General features: G+C 65.1%; 9 protein-coding genes. All 9 read left to right on the top strand.

From position 1 onward, the window contains the following. Positions 1 to 102: 102 nt before the first annotated feature. Entirely contained in the window at positions 103 to 2,652 is a 2,550-nt protein-coding gene (locus tag B4L76_RS05795) for a bifunctional diguanylate cyclase/phosphodiesterase (protein ID WP_296231134.1), read from the top strand. A 111-nt stretch (positions 2,653 to 2,763) separates the two neighbouring features. After that, positions 2,764 to 3,546: an efflux RND transporter periplasmic adaptor subunit gene (locus B4L76_RS05790; RefSeq protein WP_296231133.1), complete on the top strand. Its 783-nt coding sequence runs from the start codon at positions 2,764 to 2,766 to the stop codon at positions 3,544 to 3,546. Then, entirely contained in the window at positions 3,543 to 4,862 is a 1,320-nt protein-coding gene (locus tag B4L76_RS05785; protein ID WP_296231132.1) for an efflux RND transporter periplasmic adaptor subunit, read from the top strand. The genes B4L76_RS05790 and B4L76_RS05785 overlap by 4 nt, the downstream gene beginning before the upstream one ends. Beyond that, a complete protein-coding gene (locus B4L76_RS05780; protein ID WP_296231131.1) occupies positions 4,859 to 6,955 on the top strand; it encodes a biotin/lipoyl-binding protein in 2,097 nt (698 codons plus the stop codon). Before B4L76_RS05785 ends, B4L76_RS05780 begins: the two co-directional genes overlap by 4 nt. A 24-nt stretch (positions 6,956 to 6,979) precedes the next feature. Next, positions 6,980 to 7,780, top strand: coding sequence for an aspartyl/asparaginyl beta-hydroxylase domain-containing protein (locus B4L76_RS05775; RefSeq protein WP_296231130.1), 801 nt, complete (start codon positions 6,980 to 6,982; stop codon positions 7,778 to 7,780). Continuing rightward, a complete protein-coding gene (locus B4L76_RS05770) occupies positions 7,768 to 8,763 on the top strand; it encodes a sulfotransferase family protein (RefSeq protein ID WP_296231127.1) in 996 nt (331 codons plus the stop codon). The genes B4L76_RS05775 and B4L76_RS05770 overlap by 13 nt, the downstream gene beginning before the upstream one ends. 158 nt (positions 8,764 to 8,921) lie before the next feature. After that, a complete protein-coding gene (locus tag B4L76_RS05765) occupies positions 8,922 to 9,425 on the top strand; it encodes a GNAT family N-acetyltransferase (RefSeq protein WP_296231126.1) in 504 nt (167 codons plus the stop codon). A 66-nt stretch (positions 9,426 to 9,491) separates the two neighbouring features. Further along, entirely contained in the window at positions 9,492 to 10,082 is a 591-nt protein-coding gene (locus B4L76_RS05760) for a phage tail protein (RefSeq protein ID WP_296231124.1), read from the top strand. 125 nt (positions 10,083 to 10,207) lie between these two features. Then, positions 10,208 to 14,845 (top strand): Ig-like domain-containing protein (locus B4L76_RS05755; RefSeq protein WP_296231123.1); only part of this gene is annotated, 4,638 nt, incomplete at its 3' end.

Genomic DNA, 14,845 nt, shown 5'->3' with positions numbered 1-14,845 from the left:
GCATGATTTCCCGGGAGTCTGGCGTCCGGTCGTCGACCGGATCGATCAGCAGCCAATTGCTGACAGTCCACTCTTCGGAATCCGGTAAAAGGCGCCCACTGAATGGATGCAACCTTCGGTAGTAATTCGTCGCGCAGTCAGGTGGTTCGGCAGTTGACGCTGGTCTTTTCCAGCCTGCTGTTGTTGATATTGCTACTGGGCCTGGTTTCCTTGTACCGCATCGCCGAGTCACTGGATGCACGCGAACGAGCACAGAGCCGGTTTCATGCCGAGTCGGCGCTGGCACAATTGCAGAAGAACGAGCGCAACTACCTGGTCTCCTATGCCGTGTGGCAAGCCGCCTACGATCACTTGGCCGACCGCGTGGACCGGCAGTGGGCCTACGACGAGGATAACCTGGGCGAAACGCTCTACAGCACCGACGGTTATGAAGGGGTATTCGTCCTGGGTGACGATGGCACCCACTACGCGATGCTGGAAGGGCGCCTCAGTGAACACGGCTTCGAACGCCACAGCGCCAGCCGCGCCCAGGTTCTGCAACGGGCCCGGCAGGCGACGACGCAAGAGGAACAGGCGGCCTCCGGCTACCTGGTGTTCGATGGCCAGCCGGCGCTGTACACCGCAGCGCTCATCCGCCCGTCCTCGGCCCGGCACCCGCTGCCGGCCTCTGGAGCAGTGCTGGTCTTCGTGCGGGTGCTCAGCCCGAAGGTGCTCGGTCAACTGGGGCGCTCCGCCGGGCTGGCCGGTTTTGCCGTGGTTGCCGCAAGCCAGGTGCAGGCAGACCAGGGGCGCTTGGCGCTGGAGGACAGTGGCTACGCCCTGACCTGGCATATCGATCAGCCGGGGACGGACCTGCTCGAGACGGTACTGTTGCCCCTGGCCCTGGCGTTGCTGATCATCGCGCTGGTCATGGTGCTGTTCGCCCGCTATGCCATGCGCGCCACTGCCAGCATGGACCGTAGCCACCACGCGCTGGCTGCCTCGAAAGCCGCCCTGGAGTCCAGTGAAGCGCGCTTCAAGGCAGTGGCCGAGGCAGCATCGGACTGGATCTGGGAAACCGATGCGCAGCAGCGCCTGACCTATCTTTCACCGCGTTTTACCGAGCTGACCGGGCATACCCTGGAGCGGTGGCTGCAGCGCCCCATCAGTGACCTGTTCGATTGTGATACCGGCCAGGTCGAGACCTGGCTGCACGGCCTCGCCGGCAGCGAATCGACCGGCAACCTGCGTTGCCAGTACCGTGATCATCATGAGCAACGGCGAGAGTGCCGGGTCGCCGCCAAGGCCATCATCGAGCACAAGACCTGCCGGGGGTTCCGCGGTACCTGTACGGATATCACCGACGAAGTGGCGGCCCATGCGCAGGTCCAGCACCTGTCGCTGCACGATGCGCTCACCGGCCTGCCCAACCGCAACAAGCTGTTCCGCTTCCTTGATGATGCCAGGGGCGCGGAGCAGGCGTTGCTGATGCTCGACCTGGACAATTTCAAGCCGATCAACGACAGCCTCGGCCACCCGGCCGGGGACGCCGTGCTGATCGAAGTGGCCCGCCGGCTAGGGCAGGTGACCCGCGACACTGACCTGGTGGCACGCCTGGGCGGTGACGAATTCGTCATCGTCCTGGCCCGGCCAGGCACTCACGATGAAGTGGACCGCTTTTGCGCGCGGGTCATCGAAACCCTCAAGCGCCCGATCACCTTCGAACAACACAAGGTCCAGATCGGGGTCAGCCTCGGGGTGGTGTTGTCCGCAGAGTATCCCGGTTCCGCCAGTGCACTGATCCGCTATGCCGATGTCGCCTTGTACAGCGCGAAACAGGCCGGCAAGCATACCTGGCGCTACTTCTCGGCACAGTTGAATTCGGCATTGCTGGAAAAACGCGAGCTGGAGCGCGAATTGCGCGAAGGCATCGCCCGTGGCGAACTGCGCTTGCATTTCCAGCCGCGCTTCAAGGTGGACGGGGTAACGGTGGCTTCTGCCGAGGCGCTGGTGCGCTGGCAACATCCACGGCTCGGCCTGCTGCGGCCGGACCGCTTCATTGCCCTGGCCGAGGAGTCCGACCTGATCGTGCAACTGGGCAACTGGGTACTCCAGGAGGCGTGCACGCTGGCGCGTGGCTGGCCGCTGGAGATCCTGGTCTCGGTCAACATGTCGCCGGCGCAGTTCAGCCGCAGCGACGTGGTGCGTGACGTGGCTGAAGCACTTCGGCACACAGGCCTGCCTGCCCATCGCCTGGAGCTGGAGATAACCGAGAACGTCATGCTCAATGACGTGGAAGGCGCCCTGCAGACCATGAACGCGTTGAAGGAGCTGGGGGTACGCCTGAACATCGATGACTTCGGTACCGGCTATTCCTCCCTGGGTTACCTGCGTACCTACCCGTTCGACAGCATCAAGATCGACAAACGCTTCGTCCAGTCGCTGGGCTCCAGCAGCAGTGATCGCAGCGTGGTACAGGCGATCATCAACCTGGGCAATGCGATGGGCATGACGGTCACCGCCGAGGGCGTGGAAACCGCGGAGCAGCTGGCCTTGCTTTACGACGACCAGTGCCATGAAGTGCAGGGTTACCTGCTTAGCCGGCCGGTGGAAAACCGGGCGTTGATGCAACTGTTGGGGGCTGGCGAAGGTGCAGATCGTGGCGTGTCCTGACAGCCGCGCGCGCATGACCTTGGGTGCAGGTCAGCGCCGGTCACTGTGATATATCCGTGCCATCATCTTTGTCGTACACTCCGGCCACCGAGTTCACAAGGAGTGTGCGCCATGCGTCGTGCCATCCGCCTGGCCCTGGCTTTGGCTGTGTTGCAGTTGCCGCTGGTCGTTGCCGCTGAAGCACCAGGCGATCCATTGCTGGACACGCCAGCGCATAGCGCTGCGGGCGCTGGGCAAAACGCCCGTGGCGTGCTGCGCGCCCGCGATCACGCGGTGCTGGCCAGTGAACTGGCCGGGCGCATCGTCGAGATGCCCTATGCAGAAGGCGAAGACTTCAAGAAAGGCAGCACCCTGGCACGCTTCGATTGCGCCGCTTACCAGGCCCAGCTCAACGCTGCCCAGGCGGCAGTTCGCGCTTCCAGGGAAGAGCTCGACCACAATCGGCAACTGGCCGCGCTCAAGTCGGTCGGCCGGTACGAAGTTTCCTTGGCCGAAGCCAGGCAGGCCCAGGCCCAGGCCGAAGCGCAGGTGTACCAGGTGCAGGTCAGGCGTTGCGTGGTCAACGCACCCTTCGATGGTCGTGTGGTGCAACGCCGTGCCCAGCCACACGAAAGCGTACCCAGCGGGGCGCCGCTGCTGGAAGTGGTGGACAACCGTTCGCTGGAGATCCAGCTGCTGGTGCCATCGAACTGGCTCGCACGTCTGAAACCCGGCCAAGCCTTCCAGTTCACCCCGGATGAAACCGGCCGACCGTTGCAGGCGCAGGTCAAGCGCGTGGGGGCGCGGATCGATGAGGGCAGCCAGACGCTGCTGCTGATTGGCCAACTGCCGCAAGACGCCCAAGGGCTGTTGGCGGGCATGAGCGGTACGGCCATTTTCCCGGAACAACCATGACGGCCGCCGCCAACGCCATGGCTGAGCATGCCTTCGCCCGGTTTCTGGGGCTGGAACGGCAGGCTCGCCAGGCTGCCAACAGCGAGCAGTTGGCCTATGCCATGGTCAACGATGGCCAGGCGCTGTTCGGTTTTCGCCATGCCGCGTTGTTGATCGAAGGCAAGGTCCAGGCATTGACCGGTGTCAGTGTGGTGGAAAGCAATGCCCCGTTCGTGGCTTTCGTCGAGCGCGCCGCCAGGCAGTTGCAGGCCGCCGGTGCTGCTGATGCCGCCGCCGCGGTCAACCCGGCGATGCTCGATGCACAGGTGCGCGACGACTGGCAGGCTTTGTCTGCTGCGCAGGCCTTCTGGTTGCCGTTGCACAACCGTGAAGGGCAAACCTTCGGCGGCCTGTGGCTGGCTCGCGATATCCCGTTCAACGCTGCCGAGCAGGCCCTGCTGCTGCACCTGGCAGAAACCTATGGGCATGCCTGGCAGGCCTTGCGCCCGGCGCGCCCCTGGCGCCTGCGCTGGCCACGGCGGCGCCTGCTGGCGCTGGTGGCGGTGGCCGTGGTGGTGCTGTGCATACCGGTACGTCAGTCGGTGCTGGCGCCTGCCGAGGTGGTGCCGCGCGGTGGTCGGGTGGTGGCCGCGCCGCTGGACGGCGTCATTGCCGAGTTCCGGGTCAAACCCAACCAGACGGTGACCGCCGGTGAACTGCTGGTGCGTTTCGATGACACCTCGCTCAAGGCGCAAGCCGATGTTGCCGAGCGTACCTTGGGCGTTGCCGAGGCCGAGCTCAAGGCCAGCACTCAGCGTGCGTTCTCCGATGCTGATTCCAGCGCGCGCCTTGACCTGCTGGCTGCACGGGTGGAGCAGAAGCGCGCCGAACTCGACTACGCCCGGCAGTTGCTGGCCCGCAGCGAAGTCCGCGCCGAGCGGGATGGCATTGCCGTGTTCGCCGATGCCCAGCGCTGGACTGGCAAACCGGTGCAGACCGGCGAGCGCCTGCTGCAACTGGCCGACCCGGCCAAGGCCGAGCTGCGCATGGAGTTGCCGGTGGGCGACGCCATCGCCCTGCAACCGGGGGCTGAGGTGGCGCTGTTCCTGGACAGCGATCCGTTGCACCGGCACCCCGCGCAGCTCGAGCGTGCCGCCTACGAAGCCCAGGCTACGGCAGCAGGGCAGTTGGCCTATCGGCTGGATGCGGCGTTCGTCGAGGCGCCGCCACGCATTGGCCTGCGCGGCACCGCCAAGCTGTATGGCGAGCGGGCGCCGCTGGCCTATTACCTGCTGCGCCGCCCGCTGGCAGCTGTGCGCCAAGGGCTGGGCTGGTGATGCTGCCCGCCCTGCGCGCCGACCTGCAACTGTCACCGGCTGCCCCGGCGCTGGACGGTTCAGCGCAATGGACCTTGGCAGACCCGCTACGCGGTCGTTACTTCAAGCTCGGCGCAGCCGCGGTGCGCTTGTTGCACCACTGGGGCCTGGGCGATCCGCAACAGGTACTGGCGGCGGCCAATGCCGAACCAGGCGCGAGGCTGCAGGCTGACGAGCTGGACACGCTGCGCGCGTTCCTTGGTCAACATGACCTGCTGACCGCGCAGGATGCCGACCAGCGTCAAAGCTACGCCAGCAAAGCTGCGGCCACCCGGCAGAGCGTCTGGAAGAAGGCGCTGCACCAGTACTTGTTCTTCCGTATCCCGTTGTGGCGTCCGGACGCCTTCCTCAATCGCAGTTGGCCACTGCTCGAGCGCCATGGCGGCTGGCTGCTGCGCTTCGCTCTGCCTACCTTGCTGGTCCTCGGCATATTCCTGATGGCCCGCGACTGGTCGCGTTTCATCGCCACCTTCCCGCACCTGTTCAGCCTGGGCGGCATGCTCGTCTTCGGCCTGGCGCTGGCCTTTGCCAAGCTCTGCCACGAGTTCGGCCATGCCTACATGGCCAAGCGGGCCGGCTGTCGGGTGCAGAGCATGGGGTTGGCGTTCATGGTGATGCTGCCGATGTTCTACACCGACGTCAGTGATGCGTGGCGGGTAAGCGATCGGCGCTCGCGGCTGCTGATCGATGCCGGGGGCATCTTCGCCGAACTGGTCCTGGCGGTGCTGGCCCTGCTGGCCTGGTCGCTGCTGCCGGATGGGCCGCTGCGCACGGCAGCGTTCATGCTCGCCAGTGCCACCTGGATGACTACCTTGCTGGTCAACCTCAACCCGTTCATGCGCTTCGACGGGTATTTCCTGGTCAGTGACCTGTGGGGCGTCGAGAACCTGCAGCAACGCGCCTTCGCCCTGTGCCGCTGGCGCCTGCGCGAGGCGCTGTTCGGCTACGGCGATGCAAAACCCGAGCCTTGGCCCGAAGGCATGCACAAGCGCCTGCTGGTGTGGGGCTATGGTGCCTGGTTGTGGCGTGCAGTGCTGTTCTTCGGTATCGCCCTGGCGGTGTACCACCTGTTTTTCAAGCTGCTGGGCATTTTCCTGATGCTGGTCGAACTGGCGTGGTTCATCGGCCTGCCAGTGTGCAAGGAGCTGCAGCAGTGGTGGCAGCGGCGCGCCCAGGCGCAGCCACGCAAGGCCTTGCGCAATGGCCTTGGGCTGTTGCTGCTGCTGGCGCTGCTGGTAGTGCCGTGGCGCGGTGCGGTGGAAGTGCCGGCAATGCTCGAAGCGTCCCGCGTGAGTGCCTTGCACGCCCCGCTGGCGGGGCGCTTGAAGCGGTTGCTGGTGCAGGATGGCCAGCAGGTCAGCCAGGGCCAATTATTGCTGGAGGTGGAATCGCCGGACCTGGATTCGCGCCAGGCGATCGTTCGCCGCGAAATCCAGATTCTCCAGTTGCTGCTGCGGCGGCAGTCCGGGCGCAGTGCCACAGCCGGCGACGCTGGCGTGCTCGAGCAGCAACTGGCCGAGGCGGTGGCGGAATTCCGCGGCCTGGCCGCGCAGCGTCAACGGCTACTGCTTCGCGCCCCTTACGACGGGGTGTTGCGCGACCTGCCCGGCGGGCTGGCGGCAGGGCAATGGCTGAATACCGCCCAGCCACTGGGGCGTATCGTCGAGCCTGGGGTGCGCTTGCGTGGCTACCTGGCCGAGGCCGAGTTGTGGCGGGTGACGGCAGGCATTGAAGGCCGCTTCATTGCCGATGATCCATTGCGTGCGGCATTGCCAGTACGCCTGGAACAGGTAGATGCCACCGGGGCGACCTACCTGGAACTGGAAGCCCTGGCTTCCGATCGCCATGGCCCGATTGCCGTGCGCCGCGACAGCCAGCAGCGTGCGCAGCCGCTGCATGCGCAGTACGGCGTATGGCTGAGCCCAATGACAACAATCGCCGACGTTGCTCAGCCGCTGCGCGGAGTGGTGGTGCTCGACGGTGCCCGCGAGTCGTTGCTGGAGGCAGCCTGGCGCCGGTTGGCGGCGCTGGGCGTGCGTGAGAGTGGTTTCTAGAACTGTTCAGCTGAAGGAGTGCCCATGCCCGAACTGCTTTTGCCACGCTGCGCTCGCCTCGACCTGGCCATCGACCTGCCGGCAGTGCTGGCGGCATTGCAACGGGTAGCCAGCGATGCCTGGCAGCCTCATTTCAACAGCGGCTACCACCAAGGCGACTGGAGCGGCGTAGCCCTGGTGACTGCCGCCGACGCCGTTGTGCCGCTTGCTCCCGGCCAGGGCGCTGCGCTGCGGTTGGCCTGGTGGCAGGAAGAAGCGGCCTGGCAGGCCCTGCTCGCGCCGTTTGCCAGCTCGCTACGCGCTGCCCGCCTGCTGCGCCTGGGGGCCGGCGCGCGCATCCATGAGCACCGTGACCCGGACCTCGGCCGGCCGGGCGGCTGCCTGCGCTTGCATATCCCGTTGCTCAGCCCGGCCGGCGTGGAATTTCTGGTCGATGACCTGCAGGTGCCCATGCGCCCAGGCGAGTGCTGGTTCATCGACCTGTCGCGACCACACCGGGTCGACAACCCGGGACCAGGTGAGCGGATTCACCTGGTGCTCGATTGCCTGCCTGACCCGTGGCTGCTAAGCCTGATCGAAAGTGGCCGTGGACAGACCCCGAACCTGTGCCTGGGCAGGGCGGGGCAGGCGTTCGAAGAGTTTCGCCAGCAGGTGGCGCAGGACCTCGCCCTGGCTGCTCGCCTGCAGGCCCATCAGCAACCCCAGGCCTTCGTGGCCAAGGCCATCAGCCTGGGCGCAGCTCTGGGGCTGGTGTTTTCCGAAGCCGAAGTGCTCAGCGCCATGCGCCGGGGCCGGCAAGCATGGAGCGAGCAATGGCGAGCCTGAATTCCACGGTTGATTTCCACGGTTGGCTGCCCATCCGCCTGTGGCGCAGGGACGGCGACTGGCGGGTGGACTGGTGCTGGTTCGGTGAGCGTCACCTGAGCAAGCCGTTTTTCCGTGACGAAGTGGACCTGGCCCTGCGCCTGCCGTTCAACCAGGCGCTGCGTCGCGACAGCGATATCCAGGCGCTGCTTGACTGGCATGCACGTAGCCCGGGCCTGGCTCCAGCGGCCTTGCTGTTCCACGCCTCGCGCTGTGGCTCGACCCTGGTGGCACAGTTGTTGGCCAGCCAGGCGCACAATATAGTGCTGTCCGAGCCACCCCCGCTGGACAGCCTGTTGCGCGCGCCGCTGCAGGATGTCAATGCCGCAGCCTGGCAGGACGCGGCGCTGCAAGCGTTATTGTCCGCCTACGGCCAGCGCCGCCGGGGCGATGAGCGTCAGTTGCTGGTCAAGCTTGATGCCTGGAACGTGTTCGAGGCGCCCGTGCTGACGGCGCTGTACCCTCAAGTGCCACGGCTGTTCCTGTACCGCGACCCGCTGGAGATTGTCGTCTCGCAGTTGCGTCAGGCGGGCATGCAACGGGTCCCGGGCCTGCTCGGGCCGTCGGCTTTCGATGTGCTGTTGCCACAGGACGGGGTCATGGGCGTGGTGGAATACACCTGCAGGATGGTCGGCGAAATCCTCAGCGCAGGGCTGGCGTTGTGCCGCCAGCATGGCGGTATCGCGCTCAACTACAACGAGTTGCCCGATGCGACCTGGGGTCGGCTTGGCCCGCTGCTCGGGCTGGCACCCGGCGTTGAACAGACCTTGCGCGAGGTGGCAGCCTTCGATGCCAAGCAACCGGCGATGAACTTCAGCGCCGACAGCCAGCGTAAACGCCAGGAAGCCAGCGAAGCGGTGCGCGAGGGTGTGCGCCGATGGGCCATGGAACCGTACAACGCCCTGGAAAGCCTGCGCTTGAGCCCGGCGCGGCGGCAGGCGTGATAAGTCCTCGAACAACTGTTTGATAAAAGTGCATGGCGACCCTGCCGCAATGGTGGCTATTTGCCGTGGTGTTCGGCTACGCTGTTTCCGATAAGCAGGGCAATCCACAGGATGCGCGCCTCTCACCAAGGGGTTGACTATTGCAAGGAAGCGACACCATGGCCAGTACCGAAGTGCACCTGCGCCCCATCACTGATGTCGACCAGGCATTCCTGCGTACCCTCTACGGCACTACCCGGGCTGGCGAAATGGCCATGCTGCCATGGGACCAGGCCGCCATCGAGACGTTTCTCGACCAACAGTTCCAGGCCCAGCACGCCCATTTTCAGCGTCACTTTGCCGACGCTGCTTTCTCGATCATCGAAACCGCGGGTGAAGCGATCGGCCGCGCCTACCTGCTGTGGACCGACAGCCACCTGCAAATCATCGATACAGCCTTGATGCCTGCCTGGCGTGGCCGGGGCATCGGTTCCGGGCTGATCCGCCAGTGGTTGGCGCAGGCCGATCGACAGGGCCTCAGCGTCGGCCTGCACGTGACCTTGCACAACCCGGCACTGCGCCTGTACCAGCGCAACGGTTTCGAAGTGGTTGGCGACAACGGCCTGTACCTGGAGATGCGCCGGTCGGCGCCTGCAGTTTTTCACGTCGACAGGCTTGCCTGACGATGCGCGTCGTATTCCGCGGGGCTGTGTGGCCCGCTCTATAGCGTAGTCATTGGAGATCGGAAAATGAGTGAGCCATTTCTCGGCGAGATCAGGATGTTCGCAGGCAATTTCGCGCCGCGTGGCTGGGCACAGTGCCAAGGGCAGTTGTTGAGCATCGCGCAGAACAGCGCATTGTTCGCCATCCTGGGCACCACCTACGGCGGCAACGGCCAGACCACCTTCGGCCTGCCTGACCTGCGTGGCCGCATGCCCGTTGGCGTAGGTACCGGGCCGGGGCTGCCGACTGTCGACCAGGGTGAAATGGCCGGGGTCAACCAGGTCAGCTTGCTGCCGCAGAACCTGCCGCCCATCACAGTGGCGATCCCTGCCAGCAAAGCCAGTGTCGCCATCCCGGCGGTGGTCACCGATGCCAACCTCGGTGAGCCCACTACCTCCAGCGTGCTGGCCACACCTTACGACACCACCGGTTCGGGAGCGGCAGCGAGCATCTACTCCGATGCCGCCGCCAGCACCACCCTGAAGCCGTTCGATGCCAACATTCCGCCAGTGAACGTAGTGGCGGGCGGCAGTTCGATACCTGTTCCGGTCCAAGCGCCATACCTGGGCATGAACTTCATCATCGCCCTGGAAGGCATCTTCCCGTCCCGTAACTGATCCAGGACAGGGCGGCATCGCGGGGCTGTTTGAGGCCCTGCGATGCTTCACGGTCGATTACAAGCAGCGCCGCTGCACCGGCACAACGACAGGTACAACCAGCCGCAAGGCTGAATGAGGTCGACATGGCTTTCTGGAAACGCAACCGTACGCACGCACAACCCACCGTTTCCGTAAACCGTCCGAGCCTCATCCAGGCGCTGGAACCGCGCATGATGTTTGACGCCTCGGTAGCCGTGGTCGCCGACCAGGGCGCACAGGCCGTGGCAGCTGCAACGGCCAAGGGCCCAACCGTGGCCAGCGATGCGAACAGTAACCAGGACACTGAGGCGGCACACGATGCCGCCCCTGCCACGGCGCCGGCAACCACTGCGGCGGGCAGCCACGAAGTGGTGTTCGTCGACTCCGCCGTCAGTGACTACCAGAAGCTGATTGCCGGCCTTCCTGCTGGCGTCGAGGTGGTGGTGCTGGAGAACGGCAAGGATGGTTTCAGGCAGATTGCCGATTACCTCGATGGCCGTAGCGACGTGGCCAGCATCGATATCATCAGCCACGGTGACAGCGGCTACGTCTACCTGGCCGGCAATGCCGTGTGGAGCAACCAGCTGGCGAGTCATGCCAGCGACCTGGCGCGTATCGGTGCCAGCCTGACGGACGGTGGCGATATTCGTTTCTTCGCCTGTAACACCGGCGCGGGCAGCGATGGCCAGCTGTTCGTTGACCAGGTGGCGCGGTTCACCGGCGCCGACGTCGGCGCTTCGGCGAATGCCACCGGCAATCGCGCCGGCGAGGACTGGCAACTGGAAACCGTCTCCGGGGTGCTGGCGACAGCCGCAGGCGTGCAGCGCGGGGACCTGTCGGCATTCACCACCTCGCTGGCGACCATTACCGTTACCGACACCGATGCATCTTCCACGGCGCTCAACGGCAAGGTGTCGCTGGCCGAGGCTATCCAGGCGGCCAATACGGATGCTTCGGTGGATGGCTCCAGCGCGGGCAGCGGCAGCGATATCATTGTCTTCCACCAGTCGCTGAAAGGGCAGACCATACACTGGTCCACGGCTTCAGCGCTGTTGGTCACCAGCAATATCACCGTCAACGGCGACGTCGATGGTGACGGCCAGGGCGATATCATCCTCAGCGGCGATGTCAACAACAATGGCTTGCGCGATTCAGTCGAATCATCTGGCCTGCAGAGCAACAGCGGCGGTGTGTTGACCGTACGCAATCTGGACTTCCGCCATTTCTCCGGTAACTTGACCGGCGGTGCAATCCGGGCCAATTCGGGCTCGATCACCGTCGAGGACTCGAATTTCCAGGACAACGCCGGTGCCGTGATCAACTCGGCGACCACGGTGGGTTCCACGGTGATCGTGCGCAACACGGCCATTCACGACAACGATGGCAGTATCGCCAACGCTACGGCCATGTCGTCGCTGGTGCGTCTGGGTGGGGCCAACAACCACGTGCTGGAAAACGTGGCGATCTACGACAACATCGGCGAATACGGTGCCACTGGCGTCGTCGCCGCCGGTGCAGTGATCGTGCTGAACAATACCGGCGGCTCGGTGAGCATCGTCAACAGCACCATTGTCAACAACACCTTCAGCACCAGCACCGGCACGATCAGCTCGGCCGGCCTTGGCTGGGCGTCGGGCAGCGCTGGCACAGTGACGGTGCAGAACAGCATCCTCACCGGCAATACCGTCAATGGCGTCGCGCTGGATGCAGCCACCAACAACGGCACCGGTGGTGGCTATACCAGCACCACCAACCTGATCGGCGTTTCGGTCGACTTTGCCAATGCTGCAGGTGGCGACTACCGGCTGGCCTCGACCGCCAGCAATGCCATCGACCAGGGCACAGCTGCCGGTGCCACGCTCACCGACCTGCGCGGCTTTGTCCGGCCGCGTGGCGCAGGGGTGGACATCGGTGCCTATGAGGTGCTGTATGCCGCCCCGCCCGTGATCGACCTGGACACCACCAACGGCGGTAACGACAGCACGGTGAACTTTACCGGCGCGCCAGTGGCGATCGTACCCAACCTCAGCCTCACCCAGACCGATGGCGACACCCAGGTCAGCGGCGCTACCCTGACCCTGAGCGGGGTGCTGGATGCCGGCAACGAAACCCTGTCGCTGACTGCCGGGCAGATTGCCAGCGCAGCCAGCTTCGGCATCACTGTCAGCGGGTCGGGCAGCACCGTGCTGACGCTGAGCGGTGTCGCCACCCTGGCGCAATACCGCGCAGTGCTAGCCGCGGTGGCCTATGGCAACGCTGCCGTGGCCTACACCAGCGGTACCCGTAGCGTGGCGGTCAGCGTCAACGATGACATGGGCAGTACCAGCCGCACCGCCTCGGTGGTGGTGCAGCCACTGAACAGCGTGCCGGTGATCGGCAACCTGAATGGTGACGGCGTCACCTTCACCCAGGGCAGCGGCGCGGTGCTGATCGACAGCGGCGGCAATGCCACCGTCAGCGACAGCGATTCGGCCGACTTCGCCGGTGGCAACCTGAGCGTGGCGATCAGCGCCAATGGCGTGGCCAGCGAGGATCTGCTCGGGCTGCGCAACCAGGGCACTGGCGCCGGGCAGATCGGTGTCAGTGGCAGCACGGTGAGCTATGGCGGGGTCGCCATCGGCAGCCTGTCTGGCGGCAGCGGTGGGGCCAACCTGGTGGTCACGTTCAACGCCAATGCCAATGCGGCGGCGGTACAGGCGCTGGTGCGCAACCTCACCTACGAAAACAGCAATGCCGGCAACGCCATCGCCCAGGCCAGCCGGACCCTGAGCATCACCCTCAATGACGGTGACGGTGGCACGTCCGCTGCAGCTTCGGTGCAAGTGGCGATCCAGGAAACCATTGCCCCGACCGCCACCATCAGCATCAGCGACACGGCCTTGAAAATTGGCGACACAGCCACTGTGACCATCGCCTTCAGCGAGGCGGTGAGCGGCTTGACCCTCGCCGACCTGAGCGTGGCCAACGGCAGCCTGAGCGGGCTCGCCAGCTCCGACGGTGGTATCACCTGGACCGCGACCCTGACGCCGAGCAGCAATGTCAGTGATGCCAGTAACCTGATCACCCTGGACAACACAGGAGTCAGTGACCTTGCCGGCAATGCCGGCAGCGGCACCACCGATTCAAACAACTATGCCATCGATACCTTGCGCCCGACCGCCACCATCGTGGTAGCCGACAGCGCCTTGCGGTCTGGCGAGACGTCGCTGGTCACCATTACCTTCAGCGAGGCAGTAAGCGGTTTTACCGTTGCCGACCTGAGCGTGGCCAACGGTAGCCTGAGCGGCCTCTCCAGCGCCGATGGTGGTATCACCTGGACCGCCACCCTTACCCCGGGCAGCAACGTCAGCGACACCAGCAACCTGATCACCCTGGATAACACCGGGGTGACCGACGTGGCTGGCAATAGTGGCAGCGGCACCACCAGCTCCAACAACTACGCCGTCGACACCCAGCGCCCGACCGCGACCATCGTGGTGGCTGACAGCGCCCTGCGCATCGGCGAGACTACCACGGTGACCATCACCTTCAGCGAGGCGGTAAGCGGTTTTACCCTTGCCGACCTCAGCGTGGCCAACGGCGCGTTGAGCGGGCTAGCCAGCGCGGACGGCGGCATCACCTGGACCGCGACCCTGACGCCGGACAGCAGCGTCAGCGATACCAGCAACCTGATCACCCTGGATAACACCGGGGTGACCGACGTGGCTGGCAATAGCGGCAGCGGCACCACCAGTTCCAACAACTACGCCATCGACACCCAGCGCCCGACCGCGACCATCGTGGTAGCTGACAGCGCCCTGCGCATTGGCCAGACCACCACGGTGACCATTACCTTCAGCGAGGCGGTAAGTGGTTTTACCGTTGCCGACCTGAGCGTGGCCAACGCTAGCCTGAGCGGTCTCGCCAGCGCCGACGGTGGTGTTACCTGGACCGCGACCCTGACCCCAAGCAGCAACGTCAGTGATGCCAGCAACCTCATCACGCTCGACAATACCGGGGTAATCGACGTGGCGGGCAATGTCGGCAGCGGCACGACAGACTCGAACAACTACGCCATCGACACCCAGCGCCCGACTGCTGTGATTACGGTCGCCGACACCACCCTCACGGTCGGCGAGACCACCACGGTCACCATCACTTTCAATGAAGCGGTGACCGGCTTGAGCACCGCCGACCTGACGGTGGCCAATGGCACCCTTGGCGGGCTGAGCAGCGTCGATGGCGGCGTCACCTGGACCGCCACCCTGACGCCTGCCAGCGGGATCAGCGACACCAGCAACCTCATCACCCTGGACAATACCGGTGTCGCCGACCTGGCCGGCAACGCGGGGCTTGGCAGCACTCAGTCAGCCAACTACATCGTCAACACCGTGGCCCCCAGCGCCACTGTCGTGGTAGCCGACAATGCGCTGAGCGTGGGCGAGACTACGCTGGTCGTCATTACTTTCAGCGAAGCAGTGACTGGTTTCGACAACAGCGACCTGAGCGTGAGCAATGGCACCTTGAGTGCCGTGAGCAGTATCGATGGCGGTGTCACCTGGACGGCGACCTTCACCCCAACCGCCAACGTCGAGGACGCCAGCAACCTGATCAGCCTGGATAACAGCGGTGTGGTCGGCGCCTCCGGCAATGCCGGGGTCGGCACCACCGACTCCAACAACTATGCCATCGACACCCAGCGCCCGACGGCCAGCATCGTGGTTGCCGACAGCCAGCTGGGCATCGGCCAGACCAGCCTGGTG

Source organism: Pseudomonas sp. UBA4617, from assembly GCF_002386445.1.
Classification (GTDB): Bacteria; Pseudomonadota; Gammaproteobacteria; order Pseudomonadales; family Pseudomonadaceae; genus Aquipseudomonas.
The sequence above is the reverse complement of the archived record's forward strand: the minus strand, read 5'-3'. Positions and strand labels throughout refer to the sequence as shown.

Coding starts and splice junctions, on each gene's coding strand:
- B4L76_RS05795 (WP_296231134.1), top strand. CDS start 103: ATGGATGCAACCTTCGGTAGTAATTCGTCGCGCAGTCAGGTGGTTCGG.
- B4L76_RS05785 (WP_296231132.1), top strand. CDS start 3,543: ATGACGGCCGCCGCCAACGCCATGGCTGAGCATGCCTTCGCCCGGTTT.
- B4L76_RS05770 (WP_296231127.1), top strand. CDS start 7,768: ATGGCGAGCCTGAATTCCACGGTTGATTTCCACGGTTGGCTGCCCATC.
- B4L76_RS05775 (WP_296231130.1), top strand. CDS start 6,980: ATGCCCGAACTGCTTTTGCCACGCTGCGCTCGCCTCGACCTGGCCATC.
- B4L76_RS05760 (WP_296231124.1), top strand. CDS start 9,492: ATGAGTGAGCCATTTCTCGGCGAGATCAGGATGTTCGCAGGCAATTTC.
- B4L76_RS05765 (WP_296231126.1), top strand. CDS start 8,922: ATGGCCAGTACCGAAGTGCACCTGCGCCCCATCACTGATGTCGACCAG.
- B4L76_RS05790 (WP_296231133.1), top strand. CDS start 2,764: ATGCGTCGTGCCATCCGCCTGGCCCTGGCTTTGGCTGTGTTGCAGTTG.